Raw genomic sequence first — 17541 nt, forward strand, 5'->3', positions numbered from 1 at the left:
CATTTCAAAAGTCCGGCCCTTGCCACAATCGTCGAGATAGCCGGGGAGGTTGGCGTCGGTCAAGGTTATCGAATGATCCGCCGGATTGACGTAGAAACCGGTGGTGTCAGGGCTGGCCGGGTTGATGGGATCGTGAATGATGACCCCATGGGTGTTGCCCGCAATGATATTGGCGTGGCCGGGCACCGTGGGGCCGTAGATGGTGGAGAAGGAATTGTCGCTCATGGCGTAGTGCTGAGCGTAATTCCACAGCGCCTGGACGGTGTTGCCGTCGTAGTAATTCATGATGGTTGAGCCATCCACGGCGCAGCCCGGGCCCTTGCCGCTGGCGGTCTGCGGGAAGCGATCCACCGCCCCACCATCGTACGCTTCCTGCTCGGGCTCGTAGTTATGGGCCATATCGCAGGTGTAGGCGTCGGCGGGGCGAAGCCGCGTAGGATTGGCGGTGAGTCCGTACAAGCTCCGATTCGGATTGCTTTGCAGCAAGGCCGGCGTCAGGACATTGGCTGCCGGCGTGCCGGGGCGCGCCACGAATTTCGGCGCGGGCACTCCAAGCCAGCTCTGCTCGCCAGGAAGATTCGCCGCATGCGGATAAGTCCCGAAGAGATTGTCGAAAGTCCTGTTCTCAGGAATGATGACCACGATGTGCTTGATCGGTGTTCGCGTATCTTCGCGATGGTTGTCCAGATCACCATCAGCGGCGTGAACGACGGAGGATAGCAGCGCCAGCGACGCAGCCGATGAGAAAAGAGTCCTACGGATATTTAGACGAAACACGGAATACCTTTCGAGGAGTGTCGGGAATAAAAAGCCATAACGGCGAGCGGTATCGCGATGAGAGAAGAGTAGGGATAGCCGAAGGGCGAATCTACTCTACGGTTGGATATGTCGATTCCACATTGGCGTAACCGCCTTATACCGGCGTATAAGCGCGGCGAGGAGGCGCCACGCGCGGCGACCAGCGCCGAGCCGACTTGAGTAAGTGAAGTTCACCTAAAGATTGCAAGCTGCGGAAATGGCAATCGGATTCTAGAAGCGCCATATGACACGTCTGTGATGACAGCCTGCCTGATTTCTTCGGGCCATTCCAATCTTGGGCGGCGCTGGTGCAAATAGCGCGGGGGCGAATCGGTGAAGGTGTCGGTCTGAACGAATTGAGAGCCGCCGATGAGCAAGCTGAAGAGTCTGGAGAAACTGTTCGCGGGCCGTCATTTCGACCGCGATGTGATCATTCTGTGTGTTCGCTGGTACCTGCGCTACAAGCTTAGCCTGCGCGATCTGGTCGAAATGATGGCGGAACGGGGTCTGTCGCTGGCGCACACGACGATCCTGCGCTGGGTGCGTCGCTTTGCGCCGGAATTCGTCAAAAAGCGTTTTTCAGGAAGGCAATCAAACATCCAGGCCAGCCGCCGAAGACCATCACGCTTGATGGCTACGCCGCCTCGCACCGCGCCGTGCGCGAGATGAAGGCCGATGGCTTGGTGCCGGAGGACACGAAGGTCCGATCCTCGAAATATCTCAATACTCTGGTCGAGCAGGACCACCGCAACATCAAGTCCCGGACGAAAGTCATGCTCGGCTTCAAACCTGTCCGGAACGCAGTGATCAAGGGCCAATTCAGCCTCGCGAAACTCCGCCTCAACGATACCGCTGCGCCCGCTGTCTGGATGGCCGTCCTGTCTGCCTGAGCAGGTATCCTTTATATAACAAGATATCTCGTCCATGAGTCGTGTTATCAAGGTGGGTTTGACGCGAACGTCGAGCCGAGCGAATCGGACCGATTCCACGAGCCACCGCCCACGGCCTCGAACAAGGCTGCCGTATCCGCCAGTCTGGCGGCCCTTGCCTGTATCGACGCAATGCGTGCCATTTGCCAGGTCTGCTGCGCGCTCAGCACTGACAGATAGGACGCTTCGCCTGAGCGCAGCTTTTCACGTTGGATAGCCACGCTGCGCGAGGCAGCCTGCTCCGCATTGACGGCCGCCTGCACCGTCTTGGCGTCCGCCTGCACGCTCTGCAATACATCGGCGACGTTCTGAAATGCGTTGATCACGGTCGAGCCGTATTGGGCGCTGGCCTGATCGAATGCCGCCTGCGCCGCGCGCTGGCGATGCAGCAGCGCTCCACCCTGGAAGATCGGCTGGGCGATCTTCCCGACAACGGTGAAGAACTGGTTGTATGGCGTAAATGCGTGGATTTGTGACCGACATCGACGCTGAAGAGCAGGAACTCACAGCGACCTTTGATGAGCACATCGTAACCTACGCATTTGGCGAACTGGATGAGCTGGTGCTGTGTTACGCGACAACCATCCACAAATCCCAGGGATCGGAATATCCGGTTGTGGTGATTCCCATCTCGACGCAGCTACATGATGCTCAAGCGGAACCTGATCTACACCGGCATCACGCGCGGCAAGCGCCTCGTTGTACTGGTCGGGCAAAAGCGTGCACTGGCGATTGCGGTCAAGGGCAAGCAGACGGAACGTCGCTGGTCGAAACTCGCAGAATGGTTATCTCCCTGATCTGCGCGTGTCAATGCAATCGCTGCCTCCGGGCCCGTCTTCGGCCAGTTCTGGCGGCACACCCGCTTCATTCTCCAGGCGACGGGTGACCCGCGTCGCCTGCACTATCAGGCCATTCGCAAATCCATCAAGAACGGCCTCTCATGTCCGTCTGCGACGCTCCCCGCAGCCATCGACGTCTGGCGGTATCCATCGCACAGCACAAGACGTAATCAATCGCGAAATACGAATACCCCTGGATAGCGACAGACCGTTATGCAGCGTCCCTGCGTAGCGCGCTGATAAAATCATGCACAGAAGGGATCGCCTCCAAGGTCAGGAAAGTCATGGATTACCGCGTCAGCTACGAACACAGCCTGAAGAATGCGCCGGACGAATTTATCGTCCACGTCCCGTCGCAGCTCGTCGAAGATATACCGGCTAATGTGCCGCGCGCGCTCCTGCCTGAATACATTACCGGCCTGATCCTGAAGCGCTCGGCCCAGATCGGGAAGATCCGGCATCTCCGGATTCTCTGAAGACGCCCCAGCCTGCATCTATCCAGCGACGTCGTTGTTTGAAAGGCTGACCGTCCTCGCGGGTCGGCATATATCGTCCCGCGTGGGGCAGCAAACGGCCACCCACGGACGTTCGAAACGGCGGGCTAGATTGTCGACAAATCTGACCTGCCACCCGGAAAAAGGATGATCGGCCGGAATCGACTGCAAAGTGCGGCCGACGATTGCAGGTCGTTTGCTATTGAATACGCAAAAGCCCATATCGATGGAAGGCGACCTCCGAGGCCGCCGTTTTCCCTTCGGTAAGTCTGTGCGTACTGTGCGCTGACGCTTCAGTACACGACGCAGGCGCTCGAAGTGCTTCGCATGGGCATAGCCGCCCGCGCGGCGACGCAGCCGCTTGCCTTCGCGCTCGTACGTTTGCTTCTGCCCCAACCCTGCGCGTTGCGTCAACTGAACAAGTCTGGCCCGCGCCACCTCCAGCAGACGGCTGTCGGTCGGATACGCAATCGCCTTCTCTTGCACCGTGGTGTCGACAATCACGCGCTCGAATTCGACCGGCGTCACCGCCTTCAACTGCACCGCAGCCGCGATCGTCGCCGCGAGCAGCTCCTCGACACCGGCTTCGCCCAGCGCCTGCCGAAAGCGCAACACGTTGGTCGGGTCGCACGGCAGACGCGGCTGGAAATACTCCTCGCCGCAGAAGAACTGGAAGTACACGTCCTGCGCCCAGCGCTCACACACAGTTTCGTCACTCTCGTTGTAGGCGTGCTTCAGGTACAGCAGACCGACCATCAGCCGCGTAGGCAAGCGCGGACGTCCAGGCGCACTGACGCCACCCGCAAGTTCCAGTGAGTTCGAGCCAAGCAGGTCAACCGCTTCGCTCACACGCCCATCGCGTGAGCGTCGCTCGAACAGCGGAGCAAGGGTCGTGTCGATTGAAGCCCACCACATCTTCGTTGCCAACACGGCAAGCGGGTGACGCAGATCAATCATCGCGTGCAGATGGCTACGAACGAAATCAGGCGTGCTCATTGGCGACCACTCCGAAACTCCCAGAATTTTTATCAGATCGATATTCGTTCCGGGAATTCGATTACCCGCCAACTAACTGCATCGCCACGCCAGGCGTGACCTCACGAACTTCTGCAAGGCCGACTTAGTAGGCCCCTTGGGGAAAAACGAGATGAGCGGCGCGTGCGTCGAGAGCTCGGCCGCCTGCCGCAGGAGCGCACCCGCCCAAAGAGAAACCAGCTCCCGCGCAGCGGCGGCGCTGGCAATTTGCAATGGTCGGGGTGTGTTCGCATTGCTGAATGACGATGCGTCGTACGCGGGCGCCCAGCTTGGCCAGACGCCGCGCCCGCACAGTACTAACGGTTACAAGCCGTACGCATGGATCTTGTGGTCATAACCCGCTACAAAGACCTGCCCATTCACGACCGATGGAGAGGCAAAGATACCGCCGGTTATATGATCCTTTACAGTTGACAGATTCGAGTTCCAAAGCTCCGTGCCGCTTACCGCGTTAACCGCGCGGAGCACGCTTCCCACGCCATCGGCGTAGTACACAACGCCATTTGCCGCAACGGGAGGAATGGAGGGATTACCCTCACTGGAGGTGCCCGCTCTGAGAAGCTGGCGAGATCCGATGGAGCAATCCGAATTGACGGAAAGTGCGACCAATCCAGTTTTGAACCGTCCGTCGTTCGAGTCCACGGGGTTATTCACGTAAATCTGGTTAAGTACGGGATCGAATGCGGGAATACCAACGAAGTTTCCGGCTGACGTACTGACGCCTATCTGGAAACTAACGATCGGGCCGGAACCAATCGTATTGCGGTTATAGATATAGAGCCATCCGGACTTCTGCATGGCTGCGAGCATTGGTGGGCATGAGGCCCGTTGAAATAGCAACGGGGTTGCCCCGAAATCGAGGTCATTGTTCACAGGCGCGGGGCTACTGGAGTCATTAACTGCGAGGTTCACCGTGAGCTTCACAATATGCTCCGCAAAGCCCGCATTTTCGGGCGTGGCGATAGCGTTTCCCGTCGCAGCATAGACCCATGACAGGTTGGGCGGGATGGATACGCCACCGGGACCCCAGATTCCTCCACCGTCCGGAACCGAGTTACCGACCGGATACCACCTCTGCAGGATCGTACTATTCGTGGTGGACACGCGCACAACTTGACCATGGTATGGCGTAAAGTCGCACCTGCTCGCAGTGGCAACATAGACACTGGTGCCGTTAAGGGTTGGGCTACCGTACACGAAGGTTTTCGGCGCAGTATTGTTTGGGTCCATCACCTGAACGAACGGCGCAACGTCATTGCCGGTCGAAAGACTCAAAATGTGAAGGTTGCCGTTAGCTGTCACCACATACATGCGGTTGCTCGCGCGGTCAAGCGTGGGCGTACCCATAGTGCCGACGACCCCTCCAGACGGAGTGAAATCGTCGCAGTTCGTCTGGACCGGCGTGAACTGCCTGCTCCAGATCAGGTTACCGTTGGCAGCGTTCAATGCGACAATATAGCTCGGCGTCGTAGGATTCTTCGTAGCATCGCCCAGCGTAGCAGCGTAGACGACGTCCGTCGCCACGCTGTTGACCTTCACACCTGTGATCAGCGTTGGCTGGGTCAGGATTGGTCCGCCTATATCCGTCGCCCAATGCGATTTCAATCCCGGAACGGTAGTGGTATTCAGTACATTCTCGGCTGCGTTATAGCCGGTGCGCTGGACGTTAATGCCAAACGTCGGCCAGTCTGTCGCAGTGTTTAAACTGGCGGCGCCCGGTATGGTTGCCGCTGTGAGGTGGCTCTGCGATGCGGAAGCCTTGAAGGGAGGGGTGATAAGCGGGCCGACGCCGTCAGGCTCGCCATTCTTATTCCCTCCGAACTGAAGATTCTGCGAGGCGATTGCAGAGCCGTCGAGCGGGCTCGCAGGGGGCACGGCTGGCTTGTTTCCGGACGGCCGATTGTGCGGCAAAAGAACGACCGGCGCCAACGTTGATGCGGCAGACACGGACTGCCCTCGGGCCGAAGGTGCCAGCGTGAGGCACAATGCGGGAGCGGCGAAAAGCGCTGCCGCTTTCAGGACGACATGACGATTGCTCATGGTACTGATCTCCAATTAGGTCATGCAAATTCAAGAGAGCGGACGCGCCTGACTGCAGCAGAGCGCGATAGAGCACGCAAAAGAATGTCCGGTTTTGTTGTTTTCTCCCCAACTGAGCGATTGACGCCCGTTGGCGGTTTCGCCTCTACCTTCAGATTTGGGCTCATTTAAATTTGGATTTCTATCGCGACTCGCGCGGTCGAGAGATCAAATCCTGCCCTTATTGCGATGCCATTACACAATTCGCGTGTGCAGATTAAACCGACCCGAAACTTGCCGCATCTCCCGGCACGGCAATGCTGGGGCCGGCGGCAGAAGGTGTCAGTAACGTACGATTGTTATTAGCTTTGGGATGGGCCCGTTCTGTTGGAGCACTTGCGTCAGCGCTACGGCATCGAACTGGGCGAGCGACAGTGCCAGCAGTTGTTTCGTCAGATGGGTTTTCGGCTGCGCAAACCGCGCCCGCAAGTCGCCCAGTCTGATCCCGTACGGGTTGCGACCGTAAAAAAACTGCGGCGCCTGGCAAAGCGCGACGACGTTGAGTTATGGAGCCGGGACGAATGCCATTTCCAGCAGCATGGATCGCGCTGTCGCATGTGGGTGGCCCCGGAGGTTCGCGATCCGGTGTTGCTGCACGCGCCCACGGGCAAGTCGGTGGCGTGCTTTGGCGCCGTCAGCCTGAGCACCGGCCGGTTTGTCCCTGTCTTCAACGCAGAAACGTTTGTGTCCTTTCTGCGCCGGCTACTGCGCCATCGACGTCGTGGCAAGCGCATCGTCGTCGTGCTGGACAACGCCAAGTACCACCATGCCACCATGCTCAAGCCACTGCTGCGCAAATACAGGCGGCACCTGACGTTGCTGTTCCTCCCGCCATACAGCCCGCAACTGGCACCTATTGAACGCGTCTGGAAGCTGACAAGGCGTCTCGCGCTGCATAACCGGTACTTCGCCACGCTCGCCGAAGTCCTCTCGGCCGTCGAGGCCTGTTTCCGGCACTGGATCGAACCAAACGAAGTCCTACGACGATTATGCTGCATTATTTACTCACACGTCAGCAATATAGCGGACAGATTGATGCCTAAAAAATGATCGAACAAGGCACGGATCGCGGCTAATTTGTGAAAGCTGCTCGTGAATTTTTGAGCCCAACTTTTCCCCTTTTTGAAGTGGGCGTCGCGCCACGCCGGTCCGCTTAACGTGACTCCACACCGGTTCATCTGGATTGAGGTCCAGTGCGTAACCGGGCAGGAAATGCAAAGTCAACTTGCCCTGCGTACCAGCGACATACTCCTTAACGAAGGCTTTTTTATGCGCTGGTAATCCGTCGACGATCAAATGAACCGCTCTTTTCCGATTGAACATCAACTTCTTGAGCAGTTCCACGAACAACTCGCCGCTAAGTGCACCTTCATACGTTGCAAACCAAAAAGCCCCCTTCGAATTAACAGCGGACGCGGCGCTCATGCTTTGCCGTTCACCGGGCCGCTGGACCACCGGCGTCTCACCGCGCGGCGCCCACGTCCTGCCATGCACCGAGTCAGCACGGAAGCCCGATTCGTTCCAGAAGAAAATGTCCGCCTTCTGCTCACGAGCCTGCCAGGCAATGCTCGGATAGGTGTCTCGCTGCCAACGCTCGATAGCTTCCGGATCACGCTGGTAAGCACGCTGCAACGGCTTTTGCGGCGTCAGGTTCAGACGGGCGAGCATCGCACCGATCGAAGCCAGACTTAACGTGACGTCGAATCTCTGTCGTACCAACTCACGAACCAGGTTGCGGGTCCACAAGCCAAAATCAAACCCGTACGGCATTGGATTCTTGCCATTAACCCAGCGCATTACCCGCTGCTCCTGCCTCGCAGTAAGCGTACGTGGGCGACCTGTGCCCTTGGTCGATCGCAGCGCTCGCACACCATGACCACGGCCTCGCGCCTGCGCCCTAATCTTGTACGCCCACGAGCGATGCATCCCAAACGACGCGGCAACATCATTTGGATGCTCGCCTTCAGCCATACGCTGAACTGCAAGGATACGCATCTCTTCGAGCGTGTTGTGAGCCAGGCTCCGGCCATCTCGTTTCATGGGCGATGCTCTCAATAGCTATCGCTCAAGCATAGATCATCTGTCCGCAAAATTCCTGACTTATGAGTAAGACGCCTTGTTTAACAGGGGGCACCACTTCGGCCACGCTCGCTCCGAGTTGCTGGACTGCAGAACAAACGGTATCACCGCAAGTGCAGCGGTTCGGGATATAACTGAAAAAGATCGACGCTGCTTGCCACCGGCCATGTAGATGCAATTCCGTCGGCTTTCTGGCAAATCGCAGTTCCCGCGAAGCCGCCGTTGCCGGAAGCTTGGGAGTGAAACGGGGTCGGTACCGAATCACCAGGTCCGGCGATGTAAAGGGTCGCAACGTGACCCTGCCGCTGGATGACAGAAGGCCGGAAGAGTCCGGATACGCCTTGGACGTGGGCGGGAATGTGTGGTGGCCCCGAACAGTCGGTGGTCGCGAACTTGAGTTGGGTATCGTCGTCCCACAGCAGTTCGCTTGCCGAATACGTCGGTCCTACCGACAGGCGGCGCAACGGAGCAAAGATCCACGTCCCCGTCATGTTGAGGATGACGCCGTGGGAAAACAGTTGGCCTACGACCTTGCCCGAACTATCAACGACGTTAGGGACCGCAAGAGTGGTCACCGCCACCGCTCGTTGCGTGTCTTCGCCGTGTTCTCCGGCCCCAACTTGCTGAGCCGACGCGGAGCAGCAGAACCCGAGCAGCGTCACCCAAAGTGACATGATTTTGACCTGCATAGCCGCCTCCTCAGACGGAAGGCAATGGCCGTTGCGGGGCGCGTCCCGCAGCGAGGCACCGCATAGATACTATAGGACACGCTCCGCTGCTGCGGAGCAGCGATTCGAACGCTCGCGCCGAAACTAATTAGCCTCGGCTTTTCGGCTCTTTCGAGCCTTGTGTGCGGGCGGTTTGCCCGCGTTTGGCCCACTATGGGCGGACTGCTGCCATCAAGCGTCGGCGCGACAGGTAGACGTTAGCGAGCGCCAGCGCGGTGAACGCCCGGCAGGCGTTCTTTTCCAGGCCGCAATAGCGCACCTTCGTAAAGCCCCACAGTAGCTTGACCACCGCGAACACATGCTCCACGCGTGCGCGGATCTTTGACTTGTTGCGGTTCTTGCCGCGCTGCACCTCATCGACCTCACCACCGGCACGGCGCGTGCGCTGATTCGTGAAATCGCGAGCGTTGGGCGCCTTGCTGTGGATCAGTTCCTTCTGGCTGGCGTACGCGCTGTCACCATAGACGCGCCGCTCCTGCCCATGCAGCAGTTGTGGCAATGGATGTTTGTCATGCACGTTGGCCGCGGTGAGCACCGCGCTGTGCACCAGGCCGCTCTGGCTGTCCACGCCGATATGCAGCTTGGCGCCAAAGTACCATTGCTTGCCTTTGCGGGTCTGGTGCATCTCCGGGTCGCGCGCCTTCTGCTGATTCTTGGTCGAGCCCGGCGCGCCGATGATCGTGGCGTCCACGATGGTGCCGCTCTTGAGCTTCATACCGCTGGCCTGCAGCACCCGGCCGACTTCGGCAAACAGCTTCTCGCCCAGCTTGTGCGTCTCAAGCAGCCGCCTGAATTTGAGCAGCGTCGTCGCGTCCGGTACGGCTTCACAGCCCAGGTCAATCCCGAGAAAGCGGCGCAGGCCCGCGCTGTCGTACAGTGCCTCTTCGCAGGCAAAGTCCGCCAGATTGAACCAGTGCTGGATGAAGTGGATGCGCAGCATGCGCTCCAGACCAATCGGCGGGCGGCCGTTGCAAATGCGGCTCGACCACCGCGCACAACTCAGCCCATGGCGTAAATTCGTCGCGCCGCGTGCGTTTGCGGTGTGTCTCGAAACCTGCACCTTGATCGGCCGCCATCGCCAGCGTCTGCTGCTTCATCCCGTTCCACCCTCTCCATCAACTTGAACCTATAGCGCGCGAAGTAGCTTAGCGGTGGACCTTAATCAGCGCCTTAGCTATTTCGATGGTGCCTACGCCGTCGAAGGACCGTTTCCAGGACACGCGTATGTCCCTTGTGGGTCGCGTGCTGCCGATCGCGGCCGTGTGAGCTGCGCGCAATCCATGCCGGATGCATGAGGCAGTGATCGCCTAGTACACCGAACGACGCCAGTTCCAAATGATGCACCCCTGCCGAGTACGCAGTGTTTATCCAACGTTTCTTGTCGTCCGTAGGCATGATGCTGGACAATCGTTGCAAGCCATCTCGCAGGCCCACTTCCTGAACTACGACCGCATCAAGTTCGTTTCCCATGATCGGACTCCCACGTTCCAGATTCTCACGGGAAGACGAGCAGCGTGCTGCTGCCCCGAGAGCGTTGCCAAAGTTTGCCGATGCCAGTTAGCCAGAAAGCCAGCGCGAAGCGAGAGGCATCAAAACGGGCACGATGAAGGCAGTAAATACACCGTTGAGTCCCATGCCGAGCCCCGCGAACGCCCCCATTTCCTCGCTAACCTGAAACGCCCGGGCCGTGCCGATGCCGTGCGAGGCAACACCGAGAGCGAATCCGCGTACGGCTGTCTCTTCGATGCGCAACATGTTCAGGATTGAACGCGCGAAGACTGCGCCGAAGATCCCCGTGGAAATGACAAGGACTGCGGTCAACGACGGAATACCACCGGTTTCGGCGGCCACCGCCATGGCGATTGGTGTCGTAGCCGATTTGGGTGCGAGCGACGCGATGGTTTGATGACTGGCGCCGAAGAGCGCAGCCACGCCAACTGCCGAGACGATAGCCGCGAGAGACCCAGCCACGAGACCGCCAATCAGGGGCACCGCCGACCGCCGCAATTTTGGCCATTGCCGGTAAAGGGGCAGTGCCAATGCAACAGTTGCGGGGCCGAGCAAAAAGTGTACGAACTGCGCGCCTTCGAAATACGTCGCGTAAGGCGTTCCTGTGACTTCGAGCAGCAGGACGAGCATCGCCACAGCGATCAACACGGGATTGGCGAGCGGGTTGAAGCGCGCTTTGGCATAAATGGCCTGAGCGATGAGATAGGCGATCAGCGTGATCGTCAGGCCGAGCAGAGGACTCGCGGCAAGATACACCCATATCGCGCCAAGCTTTGGTATCGCATTCATGGAGTCGCGTCCGATGTGATGGAGTCTCCGCGCTGACGACGTAGCAGCGCGCGGGTGACAAGTGCGGCTACCACGATAGCGACGGTGGTGCTCACGGCGACGGAGACGGCGACAGCCAGCGCGTCACCACGAATCTTGCCGGCTGAAACCATAATGCCGACACCGGCAGGAATGAACAGCAGCGACAGGTGGCGCAGCAATTCGAGAGCGGTCGGCTCGATGGCGTCGGCTACCTGCGGGCGCGACATGATAAAGCCGAACAGCAGCAACATGCCGATCACCGGTCCAGGGACGGGTAGACGAAATACGTATGACACGCCCTCGCCAAGGCATTGGAACGTGAGCAGCGTCGCGAGTGCTCGAAGCATGGCTTTCTCCGTGAGACCGGCCGGGGTCAGTTTAATTCGTACCGTGCAACTGGCTGTGTGCTTCCGCCTCAGTTTCGAATATGTAGGGCGCGAGCTTGCGACGCGATAGCGCTTCGCCGAGCTTGGCTCTTCATTCGGAGGTTGGTTCCCGGCTTTCGTAGGTCCCTCTCTCGTTGTGCCAGCCGCGATCGGAGACGGGCGTTTCGATTGTACCGACACAGGGGTGAGCAACCCACCTCCAATGCTTGCGTTGGCGGTCCTGTTTGCTTTCCACGATTAGAAATCGCCGCACCCGTGTTGCGGCGCTTCCCTGAAGAAAACGCGCAGAGGGTCGGCCCGAGCGGATGGCCGTTGTACCTTGGAAACCGCCGTCGAGGGTACTCCGAATCGATCGGCAGTACAGGGTCGGCTGTCGTCGGTCGCACCAGGCGGAATCCGGCCAGACGCCGGCATGCAATAAACCGTCAAATTGAACGTCCTCACGACGTCATTGCCTACACTTGTCTACTCAGTCCCGTTCTGCCATCGCAAGGATTCGTTGCGCCATCCGCACGTTTGCGAAATCGACCAGCTTGCCATCAAGCGAAATGGCCGCGAGGCCCGCGGTTTGCGCCGCTTCGAGCGCTTCCATGGTTCGGCGGGCGTCACGCACTTCATCGTCTGTCGGCGAGAATGCCGAACGGGTCGGCTCGATCTGCTCGGGATGGATGACCTGCTTGCCGTCGTAGCCCATCGCCGCCGCTTTCAGCGCCCATGCTCGCGTCAGCACGGGATCGCGGAACGCCCCACATGGACCATCGATCGCACGCAGTCCGAAAGCGCGCGCGGCGACCAGAATCCGCATCATCGGGTACGTCCACAAGTCGAGGGGTGTTGCGGCGTAGTTGCCCGCTTCATCCTTGAGCGTGACTGCATAACCGGGATGTGTGCCGCCGATCTCGACGTTGCGCGCGCCAATGGACGCCGAAAAATCTCCGACGCCGAAATGCAAAGCCGTGAGCCAGCTACTCGACCCGGCGATGGCATCGACATTCACGACGCCGCGCGCCGTCTCAATCAGAGCCTCGATCTCGAGCGGCGCGAATGACGCAGGCCGCGCGGCCAGCAACCGCTCCGCCTGTGCAATGACGTCTGCCGATTCCACCTTTGGGACGAGGATTGAATCGAGCCGCCGCGCTTCGCCGGTCAAGGTCCGGACCTCGTGTTCGTCGATGCCCCGCTCGTTGGCGTTGATCCTGACAGTGACGCTCTTGTCGCCCCAGTCGAGTTCGACGAGCGCCTGCACGGCTGTCCTGAGCGCTTCGTCCTTCTTGTCGAGGGGTACGGCATCTTCAAGGTCGATGAACACCGCATCGGCCGCGCAAGCCGCCGCCGATTGCAGCATTCTGATGCGATGCCCAGGCACAGCAAGCACGGTGCGCGTCGTACGTGGGCGCCGCTTCGGGTTCGGATTCGACTCGAATCGACTCATGAGCCGCTCCGTTGCGAGAGTGCGAGCGCTTCGATTTCCGCGAGAATGGCCTCGGTATGCTGGCCGACTGCCGGCACCGGATCCATCACCGGTTCGACCCCCGGGATCGTAACCGGCGGAAGGAACATATCGTGCGGCCCGCTCTCGGTTTCGACGCTGCGGTAACGATTGCGCTCGCGCAATTGTGGATGATCAAGCAGGGCCTCGACGTCGTTCATCATGCCGTTCGCAATCGCCGCGCGATCGAGCCGTGCCAGCACTTCCGCGCTGCTCCACGCGGCGAAGCGCTGCTCGATCGTCTGTTCAAGCGCTTCGCGATTCGCGACCCGTAAGGAGTTCGAAACGTAGCGCGGCTCAACCGCGATAGCTGCATCGCCCAGTACGACTGTGCAGAAGCTGAGCCACTCGCGTTCGTTCTGAATGCCGAAGAAAACCGTCTTGCCGTCGCCGGTCGCAAACGGACCGTATGGCGCGATGGTCGCGTGCCGGGCGCCGCTTCGTGGAACCGGCTCGTCGCGGCCGCGCGTGTAGTACGCCGGATAGCTCATCCACTCGGTCAGCGCGTCGAAGAGCGAGACCTCGAACGCCATGCCTTTGCCGGTGCGCGAGCGCTGATGCAGGCCCATCAGGATGCCGTTCAGCGCGTACATGCCAGTCGCGATATCAGCAATCGCGAGGCCGCATTTCGACGGCGTCTCGGGCGTGCCGTTGATTGACAGGAAGCCGGTCTCGCACTGCACCAGCAGGTCGTAGGCCTTCTTGTCGCTGTACGGTCCGTTGGAGCCGTAGCCGGAAATGTCGCAGGCGATCAGTTGCGGAAAACGGGCGACCAGGGACTTCGCGTCGAGACCCTGGCGCTGCGCAGCGCCGGGCGCCAGATTCTGGATAAAGACGTCGGCACGGACGAGCAGCGCTTCAAGCGTTTCCTGGCCGCGGTCGGTCTTGATGTCGAGAGCGAGGCTCTCTTTCGAGCGATTGGTCCAGACGAACTGGCTCGACAGGCCATCCATCGCTGTATCGTAGTTGCGGGCGAAGTCGCCGACCTCCGGGCGCTCGATCTTGATGACGCGCGCGCCCCAATCGGCCAGATGCCGGCTTGCCAACGGTGCGGCAATCGCCTGTTCGATCGAGACGACCGTGATGTCGTTGAGGGGATGGTTCATCTTCTGCATATCCTCGATATTTCAATGCGTAAAGCAGGTTCTTACAGTACGTCAATGGCCAGGTCGATCACGGCACCATCCAGCCGAGGACCGGTGTGGACTGGAGATAGACGAGCAGGCTGAGTGTCGCGATCATCAGGACGGTCCAGCCTGCCACGCGCCTGAACAGCACGCCTTCCTTGCCCATCATGCCGACCGCCACCGCGCCGACCGCGAGGTTCTGCGGCGAAATCGCCTTGCCGACCACACCGCCCGACGTATTGGCGGCGGTCAACAGGATGTCGGACAGGCCCGTGTGATGCGCAGTGGTGAGTTGCAGCATGCCGAACAGCGCATTCGCCGACGTATCGGAGCCGGTGAGCGCGGTCGCGAACCAGCCGAGAATCGGCGATACCGGTGCGAAAGCCGGGCCGGCCTTGGCCGCCCAGATGCCGAGCGTCACGATCTGACCGGACAGGTTCATCACATAGGCCACGCCGACGACACAGCACACCGTGAACACCGCCCAGCGCAGTTCATGAAGGTTCTTCAGATAGGTCCGGGTGGCGACGGGCGCGCTGACTTTCAGGATGGGTGCGGACAGCAAACCGGCAATCAATACGATCGAACCTGCGGAAAGCAGCCATTCGAACTTGGCGTTGACAGCCGACACCGCTGCACCTTTTGGGTCGACCACGTGCAGGCCGGGCCATGGAAAGGACGAAGTGATTGCGCTCAGCGCATGGCCGATAAAGCCGATCTGCGTTGACGCGACAACGAGAATCACGGCCGCGTAGGGCGCGAGCGCGCGCAGGATCTCGGCGCGCGAATCGGGCGCCTGGACGGCTTTGGCAGGCGCACTGGCTCGCCCGGCTGCGTGATGGAAATGTACGCCCGCGCCCGGCATCGGCATGGCCATGGTGGCGCCGTGAGACACGCCCACCACGTCATGGCCGGCGTCAAGACGCTGATGGCCGCCTGAATTCGCAACGGCCGCTCCCGCGCCAGCCAGGTCGGCGCGCAAGACGCCCGGCGACCAGACCCGCAGAAACGCGATGGAAACGCCTGCGCAGATCAGTGCGGCGACGATATCGACAAGTTCGACCGGCAGCAGCATCGACCCCGCAAACTGCGCAAGCGCAAACACAACCCCGGCGACCAGCGCGAGCGGCCAGACTTCCTTCAGCCCGCGCCGCCCGTCGACGATAAATACGAGGATCAGCGGAATGAAGAGTGACAGCAACGGCGTTTGCCGTCCCACCATCACGCTGATGTCATGGACCGGCAAACGGGTGATCTTGGCGAGCACGGTAATGGGCAAACCGAGTGCGCCGAACGCGACCGGGCTGGTATCCGCGATCAGGCAAACCGCGGCGGCCTTCAACGGCTCGACGCCGACCGAAATCAGCAACACCGCACAGATCGCCACCGGTGCGCCGCCGCCGGCCAGCGCTTCGAGCAGCGCGCCGAAGCAGAACGCGATCAACACCGCTTGCACGCGCTGATCGGCGCTGACGCGGGCGAGCGCGCGCCGCAGCACGTCGGCGTGCCCACTTTCCTGCGTCAGCTTGAACAGCCAGATGGCATTGATGCCGATCCAGATGATGGGGAAGAAGCCGATCGCGGCGCCTTCGAGTGCGCCGCTGGCTGTCTGGCCAGCGGGCATCCCATACACGAAGATCGCGACCGCCACCGAGACGGCGAGCGAGGCAAGCGCGGCCCAGCGTGCCTGCAAGCGCAGGACGCCGAGCAGAACGAACAGGGTGAAGAGGGGAAGGGCGGCAAATGCTGCGGAAGCCCCTACCGAATGCGCGACGGGGTCGAAAATCTGGGTGTACATGCGTCTCCTTCGAGCTCTGTGCGAGCGTCTTATATCGGCTGCGAAGGTCACAATTTAGACGCACGCCGCGTCGGCGTGAAATACCGATTCGAGCTACCGGGTATAGGTAATGCCTATATCTATTCCATTCCGGCGTCGTTGCGGTGCAGCACGCCGGACCAGACGCCGCTCTCGACCAGTTCGGCCACGAGGCGCGTGACGGCCTTCTGAATCGCCAGCGACGCGGCGCTGGTGGGCAGTGCATTCGGCACACACAAGCCGACGGGGCGGCTGATTTCCGGATCGACCAGCCGATGGATCAGATGCTGGTCCGCGGTGTCGCACCCGAATGCATCCGAGGAAACGATCGTCACCACCTCGCCCTGACGCGCGATGGCGAGCATGGTTGGTAGCGAATCGACATCGGCAACGATATCGGGGTCGACGCCTTCGCGCGCAAAGGCGCGCTCGATCAGAAGGCGCAATCCGTTCGCCGCGCTCGGCAGGACCATCGGCACGTTCGCGAGCTGGCGCAACGGTACGTCTTGCGCTGGGCCGATGCCATCGACCAGTCCGAACACGAATAGATTTTCTTCGAAAAGCGGATGTACCGAGACGCCGCGCGTTTCCGATTCGCGAAACAGGATCGCCATATCGAGCCGGCCGTTCGCCATCAGTTCGGCGAGATAACCGCTCATCCCTTCGACGATTTGCAAGCGAATGCCAGGAAAATGACGCCGTACATATTCGAACATTGGCAGCGCGAACACGACTGCGACACTGGTCGGCAGACCGATTGCGACCTGGCCGGATTCGGTGCCGTTCACGCGCAACGCGAGCGGAATCTGCGCCATCTGGCGGAGCACGTCACGAGCGCGCAGATAGAGCGCGCGACCGGCTTCGGTCGGCTGCACGCCCTGATGGCTGCGCAACAGTAGCGTCGCTTTCAGTTCGGCTTCAAGTCCGGCGACCTGCTGGCTGAGCGAAGGCTGAGCCACACATAGCTGTTCGGCCGCCTTCGATAGGCTGCCGCAATCGACGATCGCAACGAAATATTTGAGCTGGCGGATGTCCATGGGAGAAGCTTAACGCATGTCTCAAGCTATTCCGCATTCCGGGGTCGAGCGGACCGCGCTTGTCAGGTCGGCGGTTGTCGTTGCAATCGCACTCGTTCGACAGTATGTAAAGGTAGGTTGTGACCTTCCCGACAGACAGCAAGCGGCCGATTCTGTGGAAAAAGTCGGGTTTTGGTTCGGGGCGCTGATTGGGGGCACGTTTTCGAGTGGTAGCGTTCGGCGAAACAGCAGATTTGAACGAGGCCACGATCCCCGTTGCCCGTCACGCAACTGCCTGGTTCATCTGCCTGCTTCCTGGCGTGAGCCACTTGGCCATTCTTCGCAGATTTTGCGCAGTTGCTGCCATCGGAAACTCATCATGGGCACCGCTTGGACCACGCAGGCGC

The 17541-nt window shown here is 60.3% G+C and carries 13 protein-coding genes and 6 pseudogenes; 5 read left to right on the forward strand and 14 right to left on the reverse strand.

All coding sequences use genetic code 11. The features are described from left to right. Window positions 1-777, reverse strand: a 777-nt coding sequence (locus tag PQR02_RS36980; protein ID WP_408242809.1) for an alkaline phosphatase family protein, incomplete at its 3' end; no start/stop codon positions are given. Window positions 778-1167: 390 nt separating this feature from the next. On the opposite strand from PQR02_RS36980, the pseudogene PQR02_RS36985 reads away from it, so the two are divergent. Further along, window positions 1168-1348: pseudogene (locus PQR02_RS36985) on the forward strand (IS6 family transposase); the annotation flags it as partial. A gap of 70 nt (window positions 1349-1418) precedes the next feature. Next, the gene (locus tag PQR02_RS36990; protein WP_408242821.1) at window positions 1419-1688 is read left to right on the forward strand and encodes a DDE-type integrase/transposase/recombinase; all 270 of its coding nucleotides are present in this window, start codon (window positions 1419-1421) and stop codon (window positions 1686-1688) included. Between the two features lie 47 nt (window positions 1689-1735). Here PQR02_RS36990 and PQR02_RS36995 read toward each other — a convergent pair whose 3' ends face one another. Continuing rightward, window positions 1736-2197, reverse strand: a complete 462-nt coding sequence (locus PQR02_RS36995) for a TolC family protein (protein ID WP_494478102.1) — start codon at window positions 2195-2197, stop codon at window positions 1736-1738. On the opposite strand from PQR02_RS36995, the pseudogene PQR02_RS37005 reads away from it, so the two are divergent. Continuing rightward, window positions 2188-2524 (forward strand): annotated as a pseudogene (locus PQR02_RS37005) (ATP-binding domain-containing protein). The gene PQR02_RS36995 and the pseudogene PQR02_RS37005 overlap by 10 nt on opposite strands. 326 nt (window positions 2525-2850) lie before the next feature. Next, a complete protein-coding gene (locus PQR02_RS37010) occupies window positions 2851-3042 on the forward strand; it encodes a hypothetical protein (protein ID WP_408242811.1) in 192 nt (63 codons plus the stop codon). Window positions 3043-3336: 294 nt separating this feature from the next. Here the strand turns inward: PQR02_RS37010 and PQR02_RS37015 are convergent. Together PQR02_RS37015 and PQR02_RS37020 are read right to left on the reverse strand one after the other, a co-directional pair. Next, a pseudogene (locus PQR02_RS37015) lies at window positions 3337-4056 on the reverse strand (transposase); the annotation flags it as partial. 342 nt (window positions 4057-4398) lie between these two features. Next, window positions 4399-6135: an outer membrane protein assembly factor BamB family protein gene (locus PQR02_RS37020; RefSeq protein ID WP_408242812.1), complete on the reverse strand. Its 1737-nt coding sequence runs from the start codon at window positions 6133-6135 to the stop codon at window positions 4399-4401. Window positions 6136-6492: 357 nt separating this feature from the next. Here PQR02_RS37020 and PQR02_RS37025 point away from each other — a divergent pair. Then, window positions 6493-7224 (forward strand): annotated as a pseudogene (locus tag PQR02_RS37025) (IS630 family transposase); the annotation flags it as partial. Here the strand turns inward: PQR02_RS37025 and PQR02_RS37030 are convergent. The 10 genes and pseudogenes from PQR02_RS37030 to PQR02_RS37075 all read right to left on the reverse strand — a co-directional run bounded on the left by PQR02_RS37030 (window position 7180) and on the right by PQR02_RS37075 (window position 17155). After that, complete coding sequence (locus PQR02_RS37030; RefSeq protein WP_408242813.1) at window positions 7180-8214, reverse strand: IS630 family transposase; 1035 nt, start codon at window positions 8212-8214, stop codon at window positions 7180-7182. The pseudogene PQR02_RS37025 and the gene PQR02_RS37030 sit on opposite strands and share 45 nt — an antisense overlap. Window positions 8215-8357: 143 nt before the next feature. Further along, on the reverse strand, window positions 8358-8942 hold the full coding sequence (locus PQR02_RS37035) for a hypothetical protein (RefSeq protein ID WP_408242814.1): 585 nt from the start codon (window positions 8940-8942) through the stop codon (window positions 8358-8360). A 190-nt stretch (window positions 8943-9132) separates the two neighbouring features. Next, window positions 9133-10078, reverse strand: a pseudogene (locus PQR02_RS37040) (IS5 family transposase). A gap of 220 nt (window positions 10079-10298) precedes the next feature. After that, window positions 10299-10451 (reverse strand): annotated as a pseudogene (locus PQR02_RS37045) (hydroxymethylglutaryl-CoA lyase); the annotation flags it as partial. A gap of 87 nt (window positions 10452-10538) precedes the next feature. Beyond that, window positions 10539-11279, reverse strand: coding sequence for an LrgB family protein (locus PQR02_RS37050; protein WP_408242815.1), 741 nt, complete (start codon window positions 11277-11279; stop codon window positions 10539-10541). Then, complete coding sequence (locus PQR02_RS37055) at window positions 11276-11647, reverse strand: CidA/LrgA family protein (protein WP_408242816.1); 372 nt, start codon at window positions 11645-11647, stop codon at window positions 11276-11278. The genes PQR02_RS37050 and PQR02_RS37055 overlap by 4 nt, the downstream gene beginning before the upstream one ends. Window positions 11648-12155: 508 nt before the next feature. Then, window positions 12156-13118, reverse strand: coding sequence for an HpcH/HpaI aldolase/citrate lyase family protein (locus tag PQR02_RS37060; RefSeq protein ID WP_408242817.1), 963 nt, complete (start codon window positions 13116-13118; stop codon window positions 12156-12158). Continuing rightward, window positions 13115-14281: a CaiB/BaiF CoA transferase family protein gene (locus tag PQR02_RS37065; RefSeq protein WP_408242818.1), complete on the reverse strand. Its 1167-nt coding sequence runs from the start codon at window positions 14279-14281 to the stop codon at window positions 13115-13117. Before PQR02_RS37065 ends, PQR02_RS37060 begins: the two co-directional genes overlap by 4 nt. Before the next feature lie 67 nt (window positions 14282-14348). After that, complete coding sequence (locus PQR02_RS37070; protein ID WP_408242819.1) at window positions 14349-16100, reverse strand: L-lactate permease; 1752 nt, start codon at window positions 16098-16100, stop codon at window positions 14349-14351. A gap of 119 nt (window positions 16101-16219) precedes the next feature. Continuing rightward, the gene (locus PQR02_RS37075; RefSeq protein WP_408242820.1) at window positions 16220-17155 is read right to left on the reverse strand and encodes a LysR substrate-binding domain-containing protein; all 936 of its coding nucleotides are present in this window, start codon (window positions 17153-17155) and stop codon (window positions 16220-16222) included. Window positions 17156-17541: the final 386 nt, after the last annotated feature.

The organism is Paraburkholderia sediminicola (genome assembly GCF_046026895.1).
In the GTDB taxonomy this organism is placed as follows: domain Bacteria; phylum Pseudomonadota; class Gammaproteobacteria; order Burkholderiales; family Burkholderiaceae; genus Paraburkholderia; species Paraburkholderia sediminicola_C.

What these genes read in the sequence shown, in the direction of transcription:
- PQR02_RS37065 (WP_408242818.1), bottom strand. Translation starts at nt 14,281, where the DNA reads ATGAACCATCCCCTCAACGACATCACGGTCGTCTCGATCGAACAGGCG.
- PQR02_RS37020 (WP_408242812.1), bottom strand. Translation starts at nt 6,135, where the DNA reads ATGAGCAATCGTCATGTCGTCCTGAAAGCGGCAGCGCTTTTCGCCGCT.
- PQR02_RS37035 (WP_408242814.1), bottom strand. Translation starts at nt 8,942, where the DNA reads ATGCAGGTCAAAATCATGTCACTTTGGGTGACGCTGCTCGGGTTCTGC.
- PQR02_RS37070 (WP_408242819.1), bottom strand. Translation starts at nt 16,100, where the DNA reads ATGTACACCCAGATTTTCGACCCCGTCGCGCATTCGGTAGGGGCTTCC.
- PQR02_RS37010 (WP_408242811.1), top strand. Translation starts at nt 2,851, where the DNA reads ATGGATTACCGCGTCAGCTACGAACACAGCCTGAAGAATGCGCCGGAC.
- PQR02_RS37060 (WP_408242817.1), bottom strand. Translation starts at nt 13,118, where the DNA reads ATGAGTCGATTCGAGTCGAATCCGAACCCGAAGCGGCGCCCACGTACG.
- PQR02_RS37075 (WP_408242820.1), bottom strand. Translation starts at nt 17,155, where the DNA reads ATGGACATCCGCCAGCTCAAATATTTCGTTGCGATCGTCGATTGCGGC.
- PQR02_RS37050 (WP_408242815.1), bottom strand. Translation starts at nt 11,279, where the DNA reads ATGAATGCGATACCAAAGCTTGGCGCGATATGGGTGTATCTTGCCGCG.
- PQR02_RS37055 (WP_408242816.1), bottom strand. Translation starts at nt 11,647, where the DNA reads ATGCTTCGAGCACTCGCGACGCTGCTCACGTTCCAATGCCTTGGCGAG.
- PQR02_RS37030 (WP_408242813.1), bottom strand. Translation starts at nt 8,214, where the DNA reads ATGAAACGAGATGGCCGGAGCCTGGCTCACAACACGCTCGAAGAGATG.